The sequence below is a fragment of the Streptomyces sp. NPDC058464 genome (assembly GCF_042721035.1).
In the GTDB taxonomy this organism is placed as follows: domain Bacteria; phylum Actinomycetota; class Actinomycetes; order Streptomycetales; family Streptomycetaceae; genus Streptomyces.
Genome location: NZ_JBHXMA010000025.1, coordinates 123,586 through 144,943, shown reverse-complemented (window position 1 = coordinate 144,943; position 21,358 = coordinate 123,586). Strand labels below are relative to the sequence as shown.

Below are 21,358 nucleotides of genomic sequence, written 5' to 3'. Positions count from 1 at the left end.
AGAGGTGCGACCGCGTCCCCGCACCGGCGTTGCGGGAGGACGGCGACGCGCTCGTACGGCCGGTGGGGTCGCCCCCGCCCGCGAACCCGCCGCCGTCGAACCCGCCCGCGACCTCCGCGACGGCCACTGAAGCGAAGGCGCACGGCGCCCCTCCGCGCGCGCACCCACGTCATGCAGATGTCCGGCCGCCTGCGGGCGGCCGGACAGTGTGCGTGGTCAAGCGGTGGTCAGCCGACGTCGGACGCGTCCAGGCGGTACAGGCCGCTGTACGCGCTCACCGCCGTGCCGTGCTTCTTCACCCAGGTCGCGATCTCCGAGTTCGTGCCCTGGCCGCCGTCGCTGCTGACCACGATGTAGTGCAGCTTGCCCGCCTTCACCAGGCTCTTGAGCTTGGCGAGGGTCATCGCGTCGTCGCTGCCGGACCAGCCGCCCATGGAGATGACGGGCTGACCGGACTCCAGGATGATCGAGGACGCGGTCTGGTCGGTGGCCACCGCGACCAGCCAGGTGGCGCCGTCCTGGTGCTTCTTGAGGTACGTGATCATCGCGGAGCTGACCTGGGTGCCACCGCCCATGCCTCCGGCGGTACGACCGGACTCCGACTGGCTGTTGGAGCTGGAGCTGGAGCTGGAGCTGGAGCTGGAGCTGGAGCTGGAGCTGGAGTCGGTGCCGGTTCCGGTGCTTCCCGTGCCGGTCGGCGGCTGTCCCATGGACTGCCCGCCGGAGCTGCCGGAGCTGCTGGAGCCGGTGGAACTGCCGGAACCGCCGGGGGCGGTCCCGCTCGGCGCGCTGCCGCTCGGGCGCTGGCCACCGCCGCCCATACCGCCCATGCCGCCGCCGGTGTTCGGCCCCGCCGTCGGGTTGGTGCCGTTGGTGCTCGCGGTCGTGGCCGCCGAGACGGAGTAGGCGGCCGGGCCGGCCAGCAGGGCGACGACCGCCGCCACCGCCGCGAGGCCCATCAGCTTCTGCCGCCGCATGAACCGCCCGGCCAGCAGCCCGGCCACCGCCAGCGCACCGCCCAGCGCGGCCACCACCTCGGCGACCGTGTACACCGTGCCGGAGCCGGAGACCCGCTGGAGCAGCACGACCGCCCAGACGGTGGTGGCGGCGACGGCCGCCGGAAGCACCCAGCCCCACTTCGCGACCGAGCCCTCCTTGAAGGCCTTGTACAGCATGACCCCGCCCGCGCCGGCCAGGGCGGCGATCCCCGGCGCCATGGCGGTGACGTAGTACGGGTGGAAGGTGCCCTCGGCGAGGGAGAAGGTCAGGAAGTGCAGGACGAACCAGCCGCCCCAGAGCATGAGGGCCGCCCGCTTGGCGTCGGTGCGCGGAGCCCGGCCGCGCAGCACCAGGCCGCCGACGAGGGCGATCGCGGCGAACGGGATCAGCCAGGAGATCTGGCCGCCCATGATGTCGTTGAACATCCGGTACAGACCCGAACTGCCGCCGAAGCTAGCGCCGTTGCCCTGCGAGCCCACCGAGGAACTCGCCCCGAAGATCCGGCCGAAGCCGTTGTAGCCGATGACCAGGTCCCACACGGTGTTGTCGGTGGAGCCGCCGATGTAGGGCCGCGAGGAGGCCGGGATCAGGTCGACGATCACCATCCACCAGGCACTGCTCACGACCAACGCGACCGTGGCGACGGCGAGGTTGCGGATGCGCCTGCCCAACGACAGGTTCGTGGCCCAGAGATAGACGACGAAGAACGCGGGCAGCACCACGTACGCCTGCATCATCTTGGTGTTGAAGGCGAACCCGATCGCGACCGCCGACCAGACCAGGGGCATGAGCCTGCCCGTGCGCACGGCCTTCAGCAGCGCGGCCGCGCCGAGCAGCATCAGGAAGACCAGGATCGGGTCGGGGTTGGTGTCCCGGTTGATGGCGACGGTGATCGGCGTGAGGGTCAGCACGAGGGCGGCGATCGTGCCCGCCACGACCCCGAAGTCCCGCTTCACCAGCCGGTACAGCAGGGCCACCGAGCCGACGCCGACGGCGACCATCGGCAGCATCAACTGCCAGGTGCCGTAGCCGAAGACGCGGGCGGACAGGCCCATCACCCAGAGGGCGAAGGGGGGCTTGTCGACGGTGATGAAGCTGCCGGCGTCGAGGGCGCCGAAGAAGAACGCCTTCCAGCTCTTGGTGCCGGAGTAGACCGCCGCGTCGTAGAAGGTGTTGCCGGTGATCGAGGTGAGGTTCCAGGCGTACAGGGCGGTGGCCAGGAGCAGGATCGCCCACAGCGCCGGGCGGGCCCAGCGCGGGTCCTCGGGGGCGCCCAGGAACAGCCTTCTGGCACGGGAGACCGGCGGGGTGGCGGCCCGGTGCCGGCCGTCCTGGACCGGGGTGGGCGGCGGGGCGAGGGTCGTCATGACGCGTACTCCAAGGGCTCGACGGCGGTGGCTGCCCCGGTGGGCAGGGCCGTGACGTTCTGGGGGACGGTGGTGCGGCGGGGTACGGCGTGGATGCGGGTGCGGCCGGTGACGGTGGCCCGGAACATGCGGGCCATGCCCCTGAGGTCGTCGGCGGCGGTGCGGACGATGTCGACCCGGCTGTCGGGGTCGTCGACCCAGTCGACCGGGACCTCGTGCACGCGCAGCCCGTTGCGCTGGGCGAGCACGAGGAGTTCGGTGTCGAAGAACCAGGCGGTGTCCTCGATGTGCGGGGCGAGGGCGCGGAACACCTCGGTGCGCACGGCCTTGAAGCCGCACTGCGCGTCCGAGAAGCGGGCGCCGAGGCCTGCCTTGAGCAGCAGGTTGTAGGAGCGCGAGATGAACTCCCGCTTCGGGCCGCGCACCACGGCCGACTGCCGGTGCAGCCGGCTGCCGATGGCGAGGTCGCTGTGCCCGGAGAGGAGCGGGGCGACCAGCGGCAGGAAGCCGTCGAGCCCCGTCGACAGATCGACGTCCATGTAGGCGACGACGTCGGCGGTGGACCGGCTCCACACGTGCTTCAGGGCGCGGCCCCGGCCCTTCTGCTCCAGCCGCTGTGCGTGGACGTGCGGCAGGCGCAGGGTCAGGTCGGTCGCCACCGTCCAGGTGGCGTCCGTGCTCGCGTTGTCCGCGATGGTGATGCGGAACGGGAACGGGAAGGAGTCTTCGAGGTATGCGTGGAGACGGCCGATGCTGCCGGCGAGGACGTGTGCCTCGTTGTACACCGGCACCACGATCTCGACCGACCGGCGCCGGACGCCTCCCGCGTTCGTTTCGTTCATGGCCATGACGATCCGGGCCCTGTCTGGGGCGGTCGTGAGGCTTCACTGAGCGAGGAATGAGAATCAGGGAACTCACAGGTGGAGCACAGCGGACCACGGTCAGGTCACAAACTGAAGAGGATCAGTCAGCCGCCAAAGTACTGAAACACTTCCGGTTTAAACTCTGTCCACAACAGCCTGCGCCACGGCGACCGTGGTCGATAACTGGGCACTCTCTGGCAAACCCGAAGGGTATTCGGCGTTTTGATACGGATAGATTCAGTCACCAAGCGGTACCCGGACGGTACGGTCGCCGTCGACCGGCTCTCCCTGGAGATACCGGATCGCTCGATCACCGTCTTCGTCGGTCCTTCGGGCTGCGGCAAGACGACGACCCTTCGGATGATCAACCGGATGGTGGAGCCCAGCGAGGGCCGCATCCTCCTCGACGGCGCCGACATCCACGCCCAGCCGGTCAACACCCTGCGCCGGTCGATGGGTTACGTCATCCAGAACGCCGGTCTCTTCCAGCACCGCACCATCATCGACAACATCGCCACCGTGCCCCGGCTGCTCGGCTGGAGCAAGCAGCGGGCGCGGTCCCGGGCGGCCGAGCTGATGGAGCGGGTCGGTCTCGACTCCGCGCTCGCCAAGCGCTACCCGTACCAGCTCTCCGGCGGCCAGCAGCAGCGCGTCGGTGTGGCCCGGGCGCTCGCCGCCGACCCGCCGGTGCTGCTGATGGACGAGCCGTTCTCCGCCGTCGACCCGGTGGTCCGAAAGGGACTCCAGGACGAACTGCTGCGCATCCAGGACGAGTTGGGCAAGACCATCGTCTTCGTCACCCATGACATCGACGAGGCGATCAAGCTCGGCACGATGGTCGCCGTGATGCGCACCGGCGGCCACCTCGCCCAGTACGCCCCGCCCGCCCAACTGCTGACCGACCCCGCGGACGCCTTCGTCGAGGACTTCCTCGGCGCCGACCGGGGCATCCGGCGGCTCTCCTTCTTCCCGTCCGCGGACCTCGAACTGCAGACCGCCCCGGTCGTCGCGATCGACGCCGACGCCACCCGGCTCGGCGCCCGCGCCACGGCCGACGCCCCCTACCTCCTCGTCACGGACCTGGACGGCAGGCCGCTCGGCTGGGGCGAGCCGCGGGCCCTCACGGCCGGCTCGATCCGCCCGGAGCAACTGATCTCGTACGGACGGCCCTTCATTCCCGGCAGGGACTCGCTGCGCGCCGCGCTCGACGGTTCCGTCCTCTCGCCGACCGGCTGGGCCGTGGCCGTGGACGGCGAGGGACGCGCGGTCGGCGTCGTCTCCCAGCAGGTCATCGGCGCCGCGATCCGCACCGCGCACGCCGAGGGCCGCGACGACGCGAAGGTCGGGGGATGAGCGGCTTCTTCGACATCCCGAGCGACCTCCAGAACACCTACTTCGGGCTGATCGGCCTCCACCTGCGCGAGGCGCTCATCCCGGTCCTGGCCGGTCTGCTGGTGTCCCTGCCCATCGCGCAGCTCTGCGTGCGCTTCCGCTGGCTGTACCCGCCGGTGCTGGGCGTGACCACGATCCTGTACGCCATCCCCTCCCTGGCCTTCTTCGTCGTCCTCATCGACTACACCGGCCAGACCGAGACGACCGTGATGATCCCGCTCGCGGTGTACAGCCTGGTGGTCCTGGTCCCGGCCATCGTGGACGGCGTCCGCTCGGTCCCGGCCGAGACCCTGGCCGCCGCGACCGCGATGGGCCTCGGCCCCGTACGCCGTTACTTCCAGGTCCAGTTGCCGATCGCCGTCCCCGCGATCATCGCGGGCCTGCGCGTCGCCACCGTCTCCAGCATCTCCCTCGTCAGCGTCGGCATGCTGATCGGCAACCAGGGCGCCCTCGGCAACCTGCTCAACGACGCGAACATCTACCACCGCCCCGAACTGGCGGTGAACTCGGTCGTGACCACGGCCGTACTGGCCATCCTGGCCGACGCGGTCCTCGTTCTCGTACGCCGTGTGCTGACGCCCTGGATGCCGAAGGAGAGCACCCGGTGAACGTCCTCAACTACGTCCACGCCTTCTTCAGCGACAGCTCCCACTGGCACGGCTACGACGGCATCCCCACCCGCCTCTGGGAACACATCCAGTACTCCCTGGAGGCGCTGGCCTACGCGGCGGGCATCGGCCTGCCGATCGGCCTGATCACCGGTCACTACGGCCGCGGCGGCAACACCCTCGCCCTGATCGCCACGGCCGGCCGGGCGCTGCCCAGCTTCGGCCTGCTGGTCCTGATGTTCATCTGGCTCGGCTTCGGCATGCTGCCGGTGATGATCCCGCTGGTGATCCTCGCGGTACCGCCGATCCTGGTCACGACGTACGAGGCGATGCGCTCGGTCGACCCGTCCCCGGTGGACGCGGCGCGGGGCATGGGAATGCCGGAGGCACGCGTCCTCTTCCAGGTCGAACTCCCGGTCGCCCTCCCGCTGATCCTCAGCGGCCTGCGCTCGGCGGCCATCCAGATCGTCTCGACGGCGACGATCGCGGCCTACGTCAGCCTGGGCGGCCTCGGCCGCTACATCATCGACGGCCTCTACCAGAAGAACTACGAGAAGGTCGTGGGCGGCGCCACCCTGGTGGCGGCGATGGCTCTGGCGACGCTGGGCATCTTCTGGGCGGTACAGCGACTGACGGTCTCTCCCGGAGTGCGGAGGAGTTAGCCCCGTCAGGGGCAGCGCCCCGTCAGGGGCGCGGGACTGTATCAATGTGCGGCTCCGCCGCGTGGGCGCGATCAGCCCCACGCGGCGGACAGTTCCCCACCCACCGAACTACCCTCCACTACGCGCCAACGCCAGCTCCAGGACAACAAGCAGCGCATCCCGCACAGAACCCCGTTCCCGCGCGTCGAAGACGACCAGCGGAGTCCCTTCAGCAACGTCCAGTGCCCAGCGCACCTCGTCCAAGGTGTGTTCGACGCGGCCATCAAACGCGTTGATCGCGACGGCGAACGGAATCCCCTTGTGCTCGAAGTAGTCGACCGCGGCATAGCAGTCGTCCAGGCGACGCGTGTCAACGATGACCAGCCCGCCGAGCGCCCCTTCGACGATGTCGTCCCACATGAAGCCGAACCGTTCCTGCCCGGGCGTGCCGAACAGGTACAGCTTCAGGGTCGGGTCGATGGTGATGCAGCCGAAGTCCATCGCCACGGTCGTGGTGGTCTTGCGCGGGGTGAGCGAGAGGTCGTCCACACCCGCCGCGACCTCGGTGATCGACGCCTCGGTGGTCAGTGGCTCGATCTCCGAGATCGAGCCGACGGCAGTGGTCTTGCCCACGCCGAAACCGCCCGCGATGACCATCTTCACCGGCAGCGGCGGCCGTACGGCCGTACGCCCGGTGCCCCGGGTCAGCGAGTCAGTCGGTGTCACGGAGTACCCCTCGGGAGTCGGGGATGGCCCGCAGGCCATCGATAACCCTGCGCAGGACGGACGAGTCGTGGGTGGCCTCGAAGTCGGGCACGTGGACCGTCAGCTGCCCGGCCTCGCGCAGGTCTTCGGCCAGCACCCGGACCACGTTCAGGTGCAGCCGCAGCCGGGCCGCCAGTTCCGCGAGCGACTGCGGAATCCGGCACGCGGCGACGATGTCGTGCTGCTCGAAGGAGAGCCGGTCGAGCACCGCGAGCCCGGCGACGGTGGCCACCACCTGGGTCTCGACGGGCATCGCCGGTCCGGAGGCGCTGTCCGCCACCCGGCCGGCGGTGACCAGGAACGGCCGTACGGCGGGGGCGGGGCCGACCGGGTCCGGGCCCGGAGGCGGGTCCGCCATGGCTGTGTCTTCCTCTCTCGGCCTTCTCGGCAACTCGACCGGCGGTGCCGGTCAGCGCGTCTGTGGGACGCCGACGCTGTTCTTCAGCTCCAGGACGAGCTGCGGACTGAGCGCCGAACCCGCGCGGTTGGCGAACAGCGTCATCTCGTAGGCGATGTTGCCGAGCTTGGCCTCCTTGTCGGCAACCACGCCGAGCACGGCGCCGCTGCCGATCGCGGAGACGATGACATGGCCGCCCTCCAGGTCGATGATGACCTTGTTGAGGCCGCCCAGGCCGTAGTTGCCGGACGCACCGGCGGCCAGGCTGGTGATGCCGGAGACGATCGCGGCCAGTCGCTCGGAATGCGCGCGCTCGCGCAGTTCCGAGACCGCGATCAGCAGACCGTCGGAGGACACGGCGATCGCGTCGACCACGCCTGCGGTCTCGGTGGCGAAGCGGTTCAGCAGCCAGGTGAAGTCGGCTGCGGCCGCCTGCAGGTCGGTCGGCGTGACGCCGCCCGTCGGGGTGTCACCTGTCGACGTGCTCACTGCTCGGCTCCTTCCGGAAGGTGGTTCTGGTCCTGCGGGGGGTGCGTGGGGTCGATGCGCGGCAGAGGCCGCTCGTGGCTTCCGGTGTCGCTCTCGCGCCGGGCGCGCTCCACCGCCGCCTCGAACTCGTCCAGCGCGTCCCGCTCGGCCTCGGCGTCGCGGGTGCGCGGCGCCTGGGCGAGGCTCTGGGCGGCGCCGACGGTGGTGCGGAGGGTCGCGCCGCGTACCCGGCGGCGCAGCGGGCGGGGCCCGCCGGCGTCGTCGGAGTCGTCGGCCGGAGGTTCGCCGGAGCGCGCGGCCGGGATCAGCGGGGCCTGCGGCTCGGCGGGCTCGGCGGCCGGTTCGCGGCGCGGCTGCCGGCGGGGGAGCGGGTTCTCCGGCTCGGCCCAGGACGGCACGGTGACGGCGGCGGTCGGGCCGGTCACCTCGGCCGACGCCACCGGTGCCGCCGGTTTCGTCAGCGCGGCCGGTGCCGTCGGTGCCGTCAGCTCAGCCGGCTGTGTCGGCTGCTTCGGTTCAGCGGCGAACGGGGTGCCGGAGGTGTCCGCCACCGCGCTCATCGTCAGCAACAGCCGGGAGGGCAGGGTCACTTCGGCGGTGACGCCACCGCCCGGGGTCCGGGTCAGCTCGACGCCGATCTCCCAGCGCCGGGCCAGCGCACCCACCACGAAGAGGCCGAGCACCTTGGTCGGCACCAGGTCGAGCCGCTCACGGCGGATCAGCCGCATGTTCTCCTCGGCCAGCCGCTCGGCGCTCATGCCGAGGCCGTGGTCGGTGACAACGATGTGCGCGCCCGCGTCGCTGGAGCGGACGGTCACCTCGACGGGGCTGCCCGCCGGCGAGAACGACACCGCGTTCTCCAGGAGTTCGGCCACCATCAGCGTGAGGTCGCCGATGATGTCCGGCTCGATCATGGCGTCCGTGCCGGCGTACAGCCGTACCCGCTGGTAGCCCTCGATCTGGCCGAGCGCGGCCCGGACGACGTTGGACACCGGGGTCGGGCCCGCGGCCAGCACCGTCTCCCGGATGCCGGCCAGCAGCATCAGGCTGTCGGCGTTGCGGCGCAGGCGGACGGCGATGTGGTCGATGGAGTAGAGGCGTTCGAGCAGGGCCGGGTCGGTCTCGGCACGCTCCACCGCGTCGATGAAGGCGAGCTGGCGGGTGGTCAGGTTGCTGACGCGGCGGCCGACGTTGCCGAACATCTCGGCGGTGTTGCGGCGGCTGAGCACCTGGCGTTCGAGCAGGGCCGCGGCCGTGGTCTGCACCTGGTTGAAGGCCTCGGCCAGGTCGCCGATCTCGTCGCGTGCGGTGACCGGCATGTCCCGCAGCCGGGGCGGACCGGAGTCCTCGGCGTCGTCGTCGGCGACGCGGGCGAGTTCACGGCCCGCGACCTCGGCGACCTCGTGCGCGACCCCGGTCAGGGCCTGCACCGGGCGGATCACCGAGCGGCGGACCAGCGCCGCGAGGGTGATCCAGAGGATGAAGCCGAGCAGCGCGCCGTTCAGCAGGTAGATCGCGTGCCACTTGGCCGACTCGGCGGCGGCGTCGGCCCGGTCGGCGATCTGGCCGATGAGCGAGGTGGTGATCGTCAGCCGGGCGGTGGCCTGCTGGAGGTAGGCCGGGTAGTCGGAGAGCGCGTCCTTGACGGCCTGCCGGATCTGCTCCTGGTTCCCGGACTCCAGCTGCGCCGGGTCGATCTGCAGCTCGGCGAAGGACTGGGCGATGGTGGTCTGGGCCTTGGTGTGCTCGACGTCGGCCAGCTGCCGGGCCTGTCCCTCGGTGGCGAACCGGGTGAAGCGGTCGGCCTGGTGCTGGTAGAGGTCGTAGGCGCCGACCGCGTTGGTGAACTCGATCAGGGCGTTGGTGTCCCCGGTGGTCGCCGCGAGCACGTTGGTCTCGAAGGCGCCGTGGGCGGCGTCCGCACGCAGCAGCGAGTCCAGCAGGTTGCCGGTGAAGGTGGAGGCGAGGTTGGCGTCACGGTCCAGACCGAGCCCGTCGATCAGGTCGTTGGACGCGTTGGTGTAGGCCGGGTCGATGTTGTCGGCGGGCAGATAGGACTGCTCGACGGAGTCCCGCAGGCTGGACAGGCCCTCGACCTGCCGCAGTGCGTCCGCCTCGGTGTCCGGCAGCCGGTCGCCGAAGGCGTCGCGGACCTTCGCGACCTGGGAGTTCACCGACTCCTGGGCCGCGCGATAGGCGGCCGCCGAGGGGGTGGAGTAGCCGGACTCGTAGCGCGCGGAGAGCAGGATCGCCTGCTGGTGCTCCGCCTCGACCTTGTCCACCAGGCGTGCCACCTGCGTGCTGTCCCGGACGGTCTGCGCCGCGTCCTCCGCGCTGGTGGACTGCTCCACCAGGTCGGTGAAGACGTAGGCCAGCAGTACGGCGATGACGGCGAGCGGTACACCGACCAGCAGGTTGAGCTTGCGCCGGAAGGGCCAACGGTCGGCGAAACCCCTGATCCCGCCCCGCGCCTGGGCGGGCAGGACGGGCGCGTCCACCTGGTTCGTGGACACCGGGCCTCCTTCATGAGGGTGTCTGGTCTGGGGGGCGTCTTCACCCCGAGCTGCTGCGGAACGACACCGAGTAGCGGGCCCCGTGCACCGCTGTGACCGATATCAACTGCCGTGAGACTACAGCGTTCTTGAAGCACCATTCCGCTTGCTGTTTATCAAGAATCCGTTACAAAGAGACCGCTCTCCGTCCACAACTGGCCACGGATCGAAGCCAATCGGTGACCCGGAGACACTTGACTGACCGAGAACCGGCTGGATTGGATCGTCGGGAGTGGTTCGCAACAGCCCCGTGGCGCGCAACAGGCCTCGCGTGGTTCGCAACACCCCCACCCTTCCCACAGCTCCCGGAACGGCAACCGTGACTTCCAACACCCTTCCCAGCAGGTCAATCCGGACATACCGAGGCGTGGCGGCGGTCGCGCTCGCCGCGACGACGGCCCTGCTGGCGGGCTGTTCCTCTTCCGACGACAGCAAGTCCGACCCGCTGTCGGACAGCAAGGCGAGCGGGGACACCGTTGTCGTCGGCTCCAACAACTTCGCCGAGAGCATCCTGATCGCCGACATCTACGGCGAAGCACTCAAGGCCAAGGGCGTCAAGGTCACTTACAAGTCGAACATCGGCAGCCGCGAGACCACCTACGGTCTGCTCAAGAACGGTTCGATCTCGGTCCTGCCCGAGTACAACGGCGCCCTGCTCGCCTACCTCGACCCCAAGGCGGCCCCGAAGACCGTCGAGGAGACCACCTCGGCGATCGAGGCGAAGCTGGACTCCAAGCTGACGCTGCTCGACCCGGCGGACGCGCAGGACAAGGACACGGTGACGCTCAACGCGGCCACGGCCGCCAAGTACAACCTCACCGAGAAGTCCTCCATAGCCGACCTCAAGAGCATCGCCAAGGACCTGGTCATCGGCGCCTCGCCGGAGTTCCAGACCCGCCAGCAGGGCCTGGTCGGCCTGAAGTCGGTGTACGGCCTGGAGTTCAAGTCCTTCAAGGCCCTGGACGCGGGCGGCCCGCTCACCCAGGCCGCGCTGAAGAAGAACGCGGTGCAGGCCGGCGACATCTTCAGCACGGACCCGACCATCACCAAGGAGAAGTTCGTCGTCCTCCAGGACCCGGAGAACCTCTTCGGCTTCGAGAACGTCCAGCCCCTGGTCTACAAGAGCGCCCTGAACCAGACGGCCACCGACGCCCTCAACGCGGTCTCCGCCAAGCTCGACACCGCGGCCCTGCTGGACCTGGACACCCAGGTGCAGTCGGACAACAAGGACCCGCTGGACGTCGCCCAGGCCTGGCTGAAGAAGGTCGGCCTCACCAGCTGACCCGTGTCCGACCTGCCACGGATCCTCCCTGGACCTTCCTTGGACCGTGTCATGCTCGACGGCAACGGCCTCGGCCTGACCGGACTCGTCCGGCTCGCCGACGCCGTTGCCGGCCCCGTCGTACCGCCCGGGGCGCTCCACCGGGTCCGCCGGGCCCACGAGAGCGCCGGCCGGCTCGCCGCACAGGGGCAGTGGTACGGCCGCGGCACCGGCGTGGGCGCCCACCGCTCCGTCGCCGTCGACCCCTCCGACGCGGCCGGCCACGCCCTGCGCCTGCTGCGCAGCCATGCCGGCGGCGCCGGCCCGGTGCTGCCGGCCCGTCAGGCCCGCGCGCTGATGGCCGTCCGGGCCAACCAGCTGCTGGCCGCCGGCTCCGGCATCCACCCCTCCTTCGTCACGGCACTGACCGAGGCCCTGCGCCTCGGCGTGCACCCCGTGATCAACGAGTACGGCGGTGTGGGCACCGGCGACCTGACGGCCCTGGCCCAGACCGGCCTCACCCTGATCGGCGAACGGCCCTGGCTCACGGCGTCCCCCGACGCCGAACTGCCCGCCCCGGTCGCCCTCCGCCCCGGCGACTCGCTCGCCCTCCTGAGCAGCAACGCCCTCGCCGTGGGCCGGGCCGCCCTGGCCTGCCACGACCTGGAGGAGGCGGCCAGCTTCGCGGGCCAGGCGGCGAAACAGGCCGAACGGGCGGCGGAGGCGTACCGGGTGGTACTGGCCTGCGAACTGGTGGCCGCGGTACGGGCGTTACGGCTGGGCCCGGTGGAGCCGTCGGCGCCCGCCTTCAGGGTGGCGGCGGCAGCCCTGCCGGCAGACATGGAGGACCGTGCGCTGACGGGGGACGTGACGACGGCGATGGAACTGCTGCCGCAACTGGCTGACTTGTGAGAGAGCGAAGCCGTCCTACCTAGGGGCGCGGGGAACTGCGCGACAAACCCCCACACACCCGCGGCCGAAACTCGACACGTGTGATTCCGTCACGAACACCGGGCTCGATGGAGGAAAACCTTCTCTTCCCCTCCAGAACCGTCGGCCCTCGCACGGCGATCCGCACGCTGCCCCCATGAAAACCACATCCACACCCGCCCCCACCACCCCGGCCCCCCACCCCTGGCGCTGGCCCGCCCTCACCGCCCTCCTCCTCGCCGAGGCGATGAACCTCCTGGACGCCACGATCGTCCAGGTAGCCGCCCCCGCCGTGCACGCCGGCCTCGGCGGCTCCGTCTCCGACGTCCAGTGGTTCAGCACGGCGTACACCCTGCCGTTCGCGGTCCTGCTGATCACCGGTGGACGGCTCGGCGACATCGCGGGCCGCCGCCGGCTCTTCGTCCTCGGTGTCACGCTCTTCACCGCGGCCTCCGTCGCCTGCGCACTCGCACCGACGGCGGGCCTGCTGATCGCCTTCCGCGCGGTGCAGGGCGCGGCAGCGGCCGTGATCATTCCGCAGACCATCGGACTCATCAAGGCGATGTTCGAGGGCGACGAGCTGTCCCGGGCGCTGGGCAGCATCGGTCCGGTGATGGGCCTCGCGGCCGTCTGCGGGCCGGTCCTCGGCGGTGTCCTCACCCACGCCGACCTGTTCGGCTCCTCCTGGCGGGCCGCCTTCCTGGTGAACGTCCCCGTGGCCCTGGTCGTCCTCGCCCTGTCCCCGAAACTCCTGGAGAACCGTGCCCCGCACCGCCCCGCCCTCGACGGGCCCGGCACGGCACTCGCGGCGACCGGAACGGGCCTGCTGGTCTATCCCCTGATCGGCACGAACCTCACCGAACTCCCGCCGCACGACTGGGCGTTGCTCGCGCTGGGCCTGCTGGCCCTGGCCGCCTTCGCCCTGCACCAGCGCCGCACGACCACGCCCCTCCTGGAACCGGGCCTCTTCACCCACCGGGGCTTCCTGCCCGCCCTCGCCACCTCGACGACGTTCTTCGCGGTGACCAACGGCCTGCTGACCGTGGTGGTCCTCCAGCTCCAACTGCAGGCGGGCCAGGGCGTACTGGCGGCAGGCCTGAGCCTCACGCCGTGGTCGGTCGGCCTGGCGGTGTCGTCCTGGCTGTCGGGGCGCCGCGGTGCCCGGCGCCGCATGATGCCGTACGGCCTGGCCCTCGTGCTCCTGGGCCTGACGGCCGCCGCGGCCGTATACGCCACCACCGCTACTGTTACCGCTACGGCCACCGCCCCGGCCCCCTACCCTTGGCCGCTCCTGCCCGCGCTGGCCCTGGTCGGCCTGGGCGCGGGCCTGTTCACCCCGGCCTTCTTCACGCTGGCCCTGCGACCGCTGCGCCCCCAGGAAGTCGGCTCAGCGGCGGGTGCGCTGAACGCCGTACAGCAACTGGGGGCGACGCTGGGAGTGGCGGTCCTGGGCAGTGCCTATCTGGACGGCTCGGCTGTGGCCGCCTGCGCCGTGGCCGTGGCCCTCACGCTCCTCTGCTGGGCCGCGAGCCGGCGGATGTGAGCCGCTCGCGGCCGGTGGGCGCCGGTCAGAGGTCGAACTCGTGCGGCGGCAGGTCGAGGGTGTAGCACGCCTCGCGGACCACGGCCTGCTCGGTCTTGTCGAAGTCGCCGTCGGCGCCGCCGATCACGATGCCGATCTGGATGACGGCACGCGCCTCGGCCGGCTTCTTCTTCGCCTTGGCGACCTCCTGGAGCACGCTCACCTTGCCGAAGGCGAAGTCGGCGGTCAGTTTGTCGAGATTCTCCTCGAAGCGGCGGCGCAGGTCGTCCGCCGGGAAGTTCTGCAACACCTCGTTGGTCGAGATGAGCTGGGCGACCCGCTGCCGCTCGGCCGGGTCGATGGTGCCGTCGGCAGCGGCCACGAGCGCGCACATCGCCATGCTCGCGTCGCGGAACGCACCGCTCTTCAGGTCGTTCTTCTTCGCCACGAGCTGGGTCTGCATCTGCGTCGCGGAATCCTTGATGCGGTCCCACAGGGCCATGCGCACTCACTCCTCGGTCGGTAAGAGACCTTCTTGCCAAGAAATTACTTCTACAACACCGTAGAAACTTGCGCGGCGGCCGATAAGTTCCCGCGTCCTAAACTGTCCCTCCGGCCTGCGACGGGTCGCTTCGACCCGGTGGACAGGACCCGGTGGACAGAACGCGCTGGACAGGAGGACCACGACGGTGGCGACGGTGCCCGGCAGCGGCGACGAGGACCCCACCGCGGACGTGCTCGCGGAGGCGGCCGCGGCCTTCGGGCTGCTCGCCTCGCCCGCCCGGCTGCACATCCTCTGGGCGCTGGCCCAGGGCGAGAGCGATGTCACGGGCCTCGCCGAGCGGGTCGGCGGCGCGCTGCCCGCCGTCAGCCAGCACCTCACCAAGCTGAAGCTCGCCGGCCTCGTCCGCTCCCGCCGGGAGGGCCGCCGCCAGGTGTACCTGGTCGACGACCCCGACGTCGTCGACGTCGTACGCCTGCTCGTCGGCCGCCTCACCGCCCGCACCACCGGCGCCGAACTCCCCGCCCCCCGGCGGCTCCGTGGTCTCTGAGGGCGAGGCCGCCACCTCGCTGCAGGTGCTGCGCCGACTGGACACGGGACCGCGCGGGCTGACCGAGGCCGAGGCCGCGGCCCGGCTCGCCGGCCTCGGCGAGAACACCCCGCCCCGCCCGCACACCGACTCCTGGCCGCTGCGCTGCGCCCGTGCCCTGCGCGACCCCTTCACCGCCGTCCTCCTCACCCTCGGCCTGGTCTCCGCGCTGGTCGCCTCCTGGGGTACGGCCGTGGTGATCCTCGCCCTGGTCGCGGTCAGCTGCGGACTGCGGGCCGCCGGCGAACACCGTGCCGACCGCTCGATGGCCGCCCTGCGCGCACTCGTCGCCGGCACCGCCACCGTGCTGCGCCGCTCCGGCGCCGACACCGAGCCGCGGGCGCGGGAGGTCCCGGTCGCCGAACTGGTGCCGGGGGACGTCGTCCGGCTCGGCCCGGGCGACCTGGTCCCGGCCGACGTACGGCTGCTGCGCTCCCGCGGGCTGACCGTGCACCAGGCCGTGCTCACCGGCGAGTCGGCGCCCGTCGCCAAGGCCGCCGTCGACGTCCCCGCCGTTTCCGGTGCTGCGGCCGATGCGGTCGCCGCGGGGCCCCTCCAGGAGCCGTACCTCTGTTTCCAGGGGAGCGGGGTCGCCTCGGGCAGTGCCACGGCGGTGGTCGTGGCGACGGGGGCGCGGACCCGGTTCGCCGTCGCGCAGGGCGGAGCCGCGCCGCGCGGGGCGAGCGCCTTCGACCGGTCCGTGCACGGCATCTCCTGGGTGCTCGTCCGGTTCATGCTGCTGACCCCGCCGCTGGTCCTCATGGCCAACGCCGCCCTGCGCGGCCGTGGACTGGAGACACTGCCCTTCGCGGTCGCGGTCGCCGTCGGACTCACCCCCGAGATGCTCCCGGTGATCGTCACCACCTGCCTGGCCCGGGGCGCGGCACTGCTGGCCCGCGCCCACCGGGTCGTCGTACGACGGCTGCCCGCGCTGCACGACCTGGGCGCGGTCGACGTGCTCTGCCTCGACAAGACCGGCACGCTCACCCAGGACCGGCCCGTCGTCGAACGCACCCTCGGCCCCGACGGCGACGACGACCCCGAGGTGCTGCGCTGGGCGGCCGTCGGCGCCTGGTGGACCCTGCAGCTCGCCGAACTGCCCGCCCCCGACGCCCTCGACGAGGCCCTGCTCACGGCGGCCGGACCGGTGGGGGAGGAGTACGACGGCATCGGCGCCGTCCCCTTCGCCCCCGAGGGGCGCACCGCCACCGCCGTCGTCGCCGGCACCCTCGGCACCCATGTCCTCGTCACCAAGGGCGCCGCCGAGGACGTACTGCACCGCTGCGCCCTCGACCCCGCCGAACGCGAGCGCCTCCTCGGCCTCGCCGCCCGCGAGGCCGGCGCCGGGCTGCGCGTCCTGGCCGTGGCCACCGCCCGGGTGCCGGCCCGCACCCGGCCCTACACGGCCGCCGACGAACACGGCCTCGCCTTCCGCGGCCTGGTCACCTTCCGCGACGCCCTCGCCCCCGGGGCCGCCGAGGCCCTGCGCGGCCTCGCCGACCTCGGCATCACGATCCGGATCCTGACCGGCGACCATCCGGCCACCGCCGCGCGGGCCTGCCGGGACCTGGGGCTGGGAGCGGTCGAGGTGGGGGTGGCGGCGGACGTACCGTGTCCGGCGGAGAGTTCCGGGTCGATCGCCGGGTCGATCGCCGGGCCGACCGTCGGGCCGTCCGCCGGGTCGTCCGCCGGGTCGAACGCCGGACCGACCGTCGGGCCGTCCGCCGGGCCGACCGTCGGGTGGATCGCCGGACCGACCGCCGGACCCGTCGTCGTCGCCCGCTGCACCCCCGCGGACAAGGCGCGGATCGTGGCCGGACTGCGCGCCGCCGGGCACACCGTCGGGTTCCTCGGGGACGGGGTCAACGACGTCCCCGCCCTGCGCGCGGCCGACGTCGGGATCGCGCCCCGCACCGCCGTGGACCTCGCCCGCGAGACCGCCGACGTGGTCCTCGCCGAGAAGGACCTCGGCGCCGTCGGGCACGCCGTCACCGCCGGCCGGCGCAGCAGCGCCAACATCGCCTCCTACCTCCGGGTCACGCTCTCCTCCAACCTCGGCAACGTCATCGCGATGCTCTCCGCCGGCCTGCTCCTCCCCTTCCTGCCGATGCTCCCGGTCCAGGTGCTCGCCCAGAACCTCTGCTTCGACGCCGCCCAGCTCGCCTTCGCGTACGACCGCCCCGCGCCCGCGGCACTGCGCCGCCCGACCGTGCTGCGGCCCCGGGCCTTCCTGCGGTTCATCACCGGCTTCGGCGTGCTCAACGCGATCGCCGACCTCGCCACCTTCGGCGTCCTCGCGCTCGCCCTGCGCGGCCCCGACGCCCTCGACGACCAGGCCGTCTTCCACTCCGCCTGGTTCACCGAGAACCTGCTCACCCAGGCCCTGGTGATGCTCCTGCTGCGTGGCGGCTCCCGCCGCGGGCCCGTCGGCCGGGCCGCCGCCGCTCTCGCCGCCGTCGGTCTGCTGCTCCCGCCGGGACCCCTGGGCGGGGCCCTGGGCATGACCGGGCTGCCGCCCGCCTACCACGTACTCCTCGCCGCCGTCCTCGGGCTGTACGCGCTGGCACTGCGGGCCGTGCGGGCACGCCACCACCGGCGTTAGCGATCCCGGGGCCGGGTCCGGGGGGCGTTGCCCACCCCGGGTTGTACAGTTGCGCAATGTAGCAATCGTCGTTGCCCGGCCGAGGCCCGTGAAGCACCCTCCGCCGGCACGAAAGAACGTGAGAAAGGGAGGGGGCGGTCATGCTCCGCAACGGACTGGAACCCTGGCACCTGCTGATCGTCGCGATCGTCTTCATCGTGCTCTTCGGTTCCCGGAAGCTGCCCGACACCGCCCGGGCCCTGGGCAAGTCGATGCGCATCCTGAAGAGCGAGGCGAAGGCCATGAAGTCCGACGACACCGCCGCGGCGGCGCCGGTGGAGCCGACCTCGGTCCAGATGGCGGCCGAGCCGGCCGCGGCCCCCGCGCAGCCGGAGCCGAAGACGGTCGCCGAGCCGACCGCCACCACGAGCTGACGCCCTCTGGTCCCGTACGCCGCGGGTCTCTGAACTCGTAGGGCGTGACCGGTCCGGGGCGTCCCGGACCGGTGGCGTCGGAGGGATGCTCCCGCTCCCCGGGGCGGCGGTCCGAGCGCCGTGTCGTGAGACGTACAGAGAAAGGCCGTTGCCGTGTCAGCCGCAGATGTCCTGACCCCCGTTCTCGGCCTGCCTCCGCGACGGGCTGCCGGTACCTTCGACGCTCTGGAGGGGGAATGGGGGATGACGTTTCCCGAGGAGTACGTGGACTTCGGCCGTGCCTACGGGGACGCGACGATCTCGGACTTCCTCTTCGTCTGCGGTCCCCGGACGCTCCAGTCGTACGCCGCGATGATGGGGCCGAGAATGGAGCGCAACCCCTTCGTGCCGGGGGAGGTGCTCCCCACGAAGGGCGGCATGCTGCTGTGGGGGAACACCGTCGAGGGCGACCAGTTGTTCCTGGTCGACCAGGGGGGCCGGTGGACCGTCGCGGCCTTCCGGCGTAACTGGGCGGACTGGTACGAGTCGGATCTGACGCTGCTGGAATGGCTGCGCCAGGCACTCACCGGACGGATCGCGGTGGACTGGTTGCCGGCCTGGCCGGAGCGACACACCCTCGTGCCGACAGGACGATGACCGGCTCGACGGGGCGGCGGACGATTCCGACGGCGTCGCGGAGGCCGTCGTTCCCAGACGGACGTCACTACGTCCGGCCTCCGTTGCCGTCGGCTCACCCGCGGCTCCTGGTCCGGCAGCCGGCCGAAGATCATGCAGCTGCCGACGGCCCCGACGGTGAGGCCGACGAATGGGACAAGACCCGCGTCATTGGCGACCAGTTCAACGGGGCGCCGAAGGCCGAGAACCTCTTCACCGGATTCGACCGCATGAACAAGAGCGGCATGCGGCGGTGCGAGAAGAAGACGGAGACGTAACTCATGCAGGGAAACGGGGTGCAGTATTCCGTGACCCTGGAGTACTCCGACGACACGGATCCCATGCCCACCGGAATACACATGACAGCCACCACCAAGGCTGGACCGTTGTCCGACGTGGCAGTGGAGAACAACTCGACCCGGCAGGACACATGCTGAACCTTTCGGACCTCGAACGCACGATGCCCGGGCTGCGGGCGGTGCGTCCGGCCGTGGCCCGCCGGGTCGACTGGCCCGCCCTGGAGCGCTCACTGGGGGTCGGTCTGCCGGCGGACTTCAAGGAGTTCGCCGAGGCCTACCCGCCTGTCGAGATCGACGAGTTCCTCCGGATCTGGAGTCCGGCGCCCGGACGGGAGGAGGAGTACGTCGAAGGGGTGCGCTACGGCCTCGACATCCTGGGGGACCTGAGGGAGTCCGGCGACATCGAGGACTACACGCCCTATCCGGAGCCGGGAGGACTGCTGCCGTGGGGCGAGTCGCTGGAAGGCGACGTCTTCTACTGGCGTACGGCCGGCCGGGATCCGCGGCAGTGGCCGGTGGTCGCCGGCGGGCGCAACGGCGCCTGGTGGGAGTGCGCGGGCGGCATGCTCGCGTTCCTGGTCGGTGTGGTCGACGGGACGGCGGAGAGAGCCGAGCTGCCGGACGGCGTACTCGGACCGGCCGCGTCCGTGGTCCCGCTCGGCCCGTGAGGCGGGTCGGCCTCGACCCACGCCGTCCTGCCCTCGGAAAAGAGGCCTCCGCACCCTCTGCGCCGACCGGCGGAGCGGGTGCGGAGGCCGTCGTTCACACGTTCACTGCGCCTGGACGATGTCCGTTGCCCGCGCCTGCTTCTTGCGTTGCCGTCGGCTCACCCGCGGCTCCTGGTCCGGCAGCCAGCCGAAGATCATGCAGCTGCCGACGGCCCCGAGGGCGAGGCCGACGAAGAAGCCGCCCAGGTTGGAGGTGACCCAGGTGCCCAGTGAGCAGAGGATGCCGAGGATGGAGTAGAAGAGGCGCTGCGAAGGGCTGAAGAGGGTCAGCAGGCCGCACAGCACCATGACCACCGGCAGCAGATAGCCCACCAGGCCCTGCATGCCGATGTGTATGACGACCTTCAGCGAGGCCTTCTCGGTGAGCAGGATCCACGTGCCGCCCAGGGTCAGCAGCAGCCCGCCCACGAACGGCCGACGGGCCCGCCAACCGCGGAAGGCGGGCCGCCACCCCTCATGTGGAGTGTCTGTGCCGGACATCAGCAACCCGAGCTGCTGAAGCTGAGTTTCAGGCCGGGAAGCTTGAACACCCCGGCGGTCGTCGCATAGTTGGTCTGCCGCAGGCTGTCGATGTGCACGGTGTCGGCCTGCTGGCTGAAGACGCCGATAGGACCCTTGACCCCGGCCTTGGTGAGGGTGCTCGCGTCGTTGCCGATCTCGATGTTGTTGAAGGACGCGTCGCCCGACAGCTCGGTCGAGTCGGTGGTCAGGTCGGTCGCCTGCACCTTCGACGAGCCGCTGCCCGCCTTGATGAGCAGGTTGGTACCGCCGAGGTCGACGCTCTGGCACAGGCTGTCCAGGGTCGCGTTCTTGATCGCGGAGGTGACGACCAGCACCTGGCCGCCGGTGTCACCGGCGTTCGGGCTGCCGTCGGCCATGCTGTCGAGCGCGCCGAACTGCTCGAAGCCGGTGCCGTCCAGCGACTTGGCGGTGACCGTGAAGGGCATGCCGGAGATGGAGAACGACACCCCCAGCGCTCCCTGGGCGGTCAGGACCGCGAGGCCGGCGAGGCCCAGGGTGGCCGGCACGGCCATCACGGCGGCCCGGCGTGCCCGGACCCGTCCGCGTCTCGGTGCCCCTCCGGTCTCCCCGGTGGTGTCTGGTGTTGCGGAAAGAGAACCGCTTCCCGGGTTCTCAGGCGTGTTGTCGGCGGACGGAACGTCCGGGGACTCGGCCATGTCTGCTCCCATGCATTAGTCACGCGGGTTGGGCTTCAGTGGCACGTTGTCCTGGCGCGGACAGCGGCTGCCGCGCACGCCTCCTCGCAACTCCCGGCGGGTGCAAGGGCTTTCTCGTTACGCAGCAGTAGCCAAGCCGCAAGTTACCGGCGGTTACTTTTCAGGGTCAAGACAGTTGTGAAAAAAGGGTGTTGAATTCGCGTCAATTATGTTCCGACCATGCACTCCCTTGATCAATTGCTCAACTCCCTTGATTGGCCTTGACGTTGACGGGTGATCAGGTCTACAACTCTCCCTGGTTTGTTTCGGATCCGTGGCGCCGGATCCGCCGAGCGGCATCGACCGCTTCCCGGCCTCTTCGATCACCGCTCCGCTCGCGGCGTCGGCACGGTCGCTTCCCCCCAGGGACCGTGCCCGAACGCCCTTGACCGGCCCGGTCGGAGGCCTAACCCCCCCAGGCTTTCGGCCGGTGTCCGGCCTGACCGCCGTGGGGGGGCCCGCCCCGACCGGGTATGGGGGTCCGGCCCGCCACCGCCCGCGCGGGCACCCCCCCCCCCCCCCCCCCCCCCCCCCCCCCCCCCCCCCCCAGGAAGGGCACCCCCCCGGC

At 71.3% G+C, this 21,358-nt stretch carries 21 protein-coding genes; 12 read left to right on the top strand and 9 right to left on the bottom strand.

Features of this window, described 5'->3' with window-relative positions; translation table 11 throughout:
- Window positions 1-227 precede the first annotated feature (227 nt).
- On the bottom strand, window positions 228-2,366 hold the full coding sequence (locus tag ACFWPQ_RS30340) for an ArnT family glycosyltransferase (protein WP_384041586.1): 2,139 nt from the start codon (window positions 2,364-2,366) through the stop codon (window positions 228-230).
- Window positions 2,363-3,208 (bottom strand): dolichyl-phosphate beta-glucosyltransferase, encoded by an 846-nt coding sequence (locus ACFWPQ_RS30335; protein ID WP_384041583.1) that lies wholly within the window; start codon window positions 3,206-3,208, stop codon window positions 2,363-2,365. Before ACFWPQ_RS30335 ends, ACFWPQ_RS30340 begins: the two co-directional genes overlap by 4 nt.
- A 243-nt stretch (window positions 3,209-3,451) precedes the next feature.
- Here ACFWPQ_RS30335 and ACFWPQ_RS30330 point away from each other — a divergent pair, with 243 nt between their 5' ends.
- Genes ACFWPQ_RS30330 through ACFWPQ_RS30320 form a run of 3 tightly spaced genes read left to right on the top strand, consistent with a single transcriptional unit; the run spans window position 3,452 to window position 5,891 of the window.
- Entirely contained in the window at window positions 3,452-4,582 is a 1,131-nt protein-coding gene (locus tag ACFWPQ_RS30330) for an ABC transporter ATP-binding protein (protein WP_384041580.1), read from the top strand.
- Window positions 4,579-5,229, top strand: coding sequence for an ABC transporter permease subunit (locus ACFWPQ_RS30325; protein WP_351497229.1), 651 nt, complete (start codon window positions 4,579-4,581; stop codon window positions 5,227-5,229). The genes ACFWPQ_RS30330 and ACFWPQ_RS30325 overlap by 4 nt, the downstream gene beginning before the upstream one ends.
- Window positions 5,226-5,891, top strand: coding sequence for an ABC transporter permease (locus ACFWPQ_RS30320; RefSeq protein WP_361294936.1), 666 nt, complete (start codon window positions 5,226-5,228; stop codon window positions 5,889-5,891). Before ACFWPQ_RS30325 ends, ACFWPQ_RS30320 begins: the two co-directional genes overlap by 4 nt.
- A 108-nt stretch (window positions 5,892-5,999) precedes the next feature.
- On the opposite strand, the gene ACFWPQ_RS30315 is transcribed toward ACFWPQ_RS30320, so the two are convergent.
- From ACFWPQ_RS30315 to ACFWPQ_RS30300, 4 genes are read right to left on the bottom strand one after another with little or no spacing between them, the layout of a single operon-like run.
- Window positions 6,000-6,596: an ATP/GTP-binding protein gene (locus ACFWPQ_RS30315; protein ID WP_217547088.1), complete on the bottom strand. Its 597-nt coding sequence runs from the start codon at window positions 6,594-6,596 to the stop codon at window positions 6,000-6,002.
- Window positions 6,583-6,993 (bottom strand): DUF742 domain-containing protein, encoded by a 411-nt coding sequence (locus ACFWPQ_RS30310; protein WP_361294932.1) that lies wholly within the window; start codon window positions 6,991-6,993, stop codon window positions 6,583-6,585. Before ACFWPQ_RS30310 ends, ACFWPQ_RS30315 begins: the two co-directional genes overlap by 14 nt.
- 51 nt (window positions 6,994-7,044) lie before the next feature.
- Window positions 7,045-7,521, bottom strand: a complete 477-nt coding sequence (locus tag ACFWPQ_RS30305) for a roadblock/LC7 domain-containing protein (protein ID WP_384041576.1) — start codon at window positions 7,519-7,521, stop codon at window positions 7,045-7,047.
- Window positions 7,518-10,034 carry an ATP-binding protein gene (locus ACFWPQ_RS30300; RefSeq protein WP_384041573.1) on the bottom strand — a complete coding sequence of 839 codons (2,517 nt, stop codon included), beginning with the start codon at window positions 10,032-10,034 and terminating at the stop codon, window positions 7,518-7,520. Before ACFWPQ_RS30300 ends, ACFWPQ_RS30305 begins: the two co-directional genes overlap by 4 nt.
- A 358-nt stretch (window positions 10,035-10,392) precedes the next feature.
- Between ACFWPQ_RS30300 and ACFWPQ_RS30295 the strand changes: the two genes are divergently transcribed.
- The 3 genes from ACFWPQ_RS30295 to ACFWPQ_RS30285 all read left to right on the top strand — a co-directional run bounded on the left by ACFWPQ_RS30295 (window position 10,393) and on the right by ACFWPQ_RS30285 (window position 13,807).
- Complete coding sequence (locus ACFWPQ_RS30295; protein ID WP_384041570.1) at window positions 10,393-11,355, top strand: ABC transporter substrate-binding protein; 963 nt, start codon at window positions 10,393-10,395, stop codon at window positions 11,353-11,355.
- 39 nt (window positions 11,356-11,394) lie between these two features.
- The gene (locus ACFWPQ_RS30290) at window positions 11,395-12,246 is read left to right on the top strand and encodes an aromatic amino acid lyase (protein ID WP_384041568.1); all 852 of its coding nucleotides are present in this window, start codon (window positions 11,395-11,397) and stop codon (window positions 12,244-12,246) included.
- A 175-nt stretch (window positions 12,247-12,421) separates the two neighbouring features.
- Window positions 12,422-13,807, top strand: a complete 1,386-nt coding sequence (locus ACFWPQ_RS30285; protein WP_384041565.1) for an MFS transporter — start codon at window positions 12,422-12,424, stop codon at window positions 13,805-13,807.
- Window positions 13,808-13,832: 25 nt separating this feature from the next.
- Here ACFWPQ_RS30285 and ACFWPQ_RS30280 read toward each other — a convergent pair whose 3' ends face one another.
- Window positions 13,833-14,288: a TerB family tellurite resistance protein gene (locus tag ACFWPQ_RS30280; RefSeq protein ID WP_361294917.1), complete on the bottom strand. Its 456-nt coding sequence runs from the start codon at window positions 14,286-14,288 to the stop codon at window positions 13,833-13,835.
- Window positions 14,289-14,475: 187 nt separating this feature from the next.
- Here ACFWPQ_RS30280 and ACFWPQ_RS30275 point away from each other — a divergent pair, with 187 nt between their 5' ends.
- From ACFWPQ_RS30275 to ACFWPQ_RS30250, 6 genes are all read left to right on the top strand, one after another.
- A complete protein-coding gene (locus ACFWPQ_RS30275; RefSeq protein WP_384041562.1) occupies window positions 14,476-14,838 on the top strand; it encodes an ArsR/SmtB family transcription factor in 363 nt (120 codons plus the stop codon).
- Complete coding sequence (locus ACFWPQ_RS30270; protein ID WP_384041559.1) at window positions 14,828-17,479, top strand: HAD-IC family P-type ATPase; 2,652 nt, start codon at window positions 14,828-14,830, stop codon at window positions 17,477-17,479. Before ACFWPQ_RS30275 ends, ACFWPQ_RS30270 begins: the two co-directional genes overlap by 11 nt.
- Before the next feature lie 140 nt (window positions 17,480-17,619).
- Window positions 17,620-17,892, top strand: a complete 273-nt coding sequence (tatA, locus tag ACFWPQ_RS30265; protein WP_384041556.1) for a Sec-independent protein translocase subunit TatA — start codon at window positions 17,620-17,622, stop codon at window positions 17,890-17,892.
- Window positions 17,893-18,135: 243 nt separating this feature from the next.
- Window positions 18,136-18,528 carry a hypothetical protein gene (locus tag ACFWPQ_RS30260; protein ID WP_384041553.1) on the top strand — a complete coding sequence of 131 codons (393 nt, stop codon included), beginning with the start codon at window positions 18,136-18,138 and terminating at the stop codon, window positions 18,526-18,528.
- Window positions 18,525-18,824 carry a hypothetical protein gene (locus ACFWPQ_RS30255; RefSeq protein ID WP_384041551.1) on the top strand — a complete coding sequence of 100 codons (300 nt, stop codon included), beginning with the start codon at window positions 18,525-18,527 and terminating at the stop codon, window positions 18,822-18,824. The genes ACFWPQ_RS30260 and ACFWPQ_RS30255 overlap by 4 nt, the downstream gene beginning before the upstream one ends.
- 152 nt (window positions 18,825-18,976) lie before the next feature.
- Complete coding sequence (locus ACFWPQ_RS30250; protein WP_384041548.1) at window positions 18,977-19,513, top strand: hypothetical protein; 537 nt, start codon at window positions 18,977-18,979, stop codon at window positions 19,511-19,513.
- Between the two features lie 102 nt (window positions 19,514-19,615).
- Here ACFWPQ_RS30250 and ACFWPQ_RS30245 read toward each other — a convergent pair whose 3' ends face one another.
- On the bottom strand, window positions 19,616-20,053 hold the full coding sequence (locus tag ACFWPQ_RS30245) for a DUF6114 domain-containing protein (protein WP_361294899.1): 438 nt from the start codon (window positions 20,051-20,053) through the stop codon (window positions 19,616-19,618).
- Window positions 20,053-20,751, bottom strand: a complete 699-nt coding sequence (locus ACFWPQ_RS30240) for a DUF6230 family protein (protein WP_384041544.1) — start codon at window positions 20,749-20,751, stop codon at window positions 20,053-20,055. Before ACFWPQ_RS30240 ends, ACFWPQ_RS30245 begins: the two co-directional genes overlap by 1 nt.
- Window positions 20,752-21,358 lie beyond the last annotated feature (607 nt).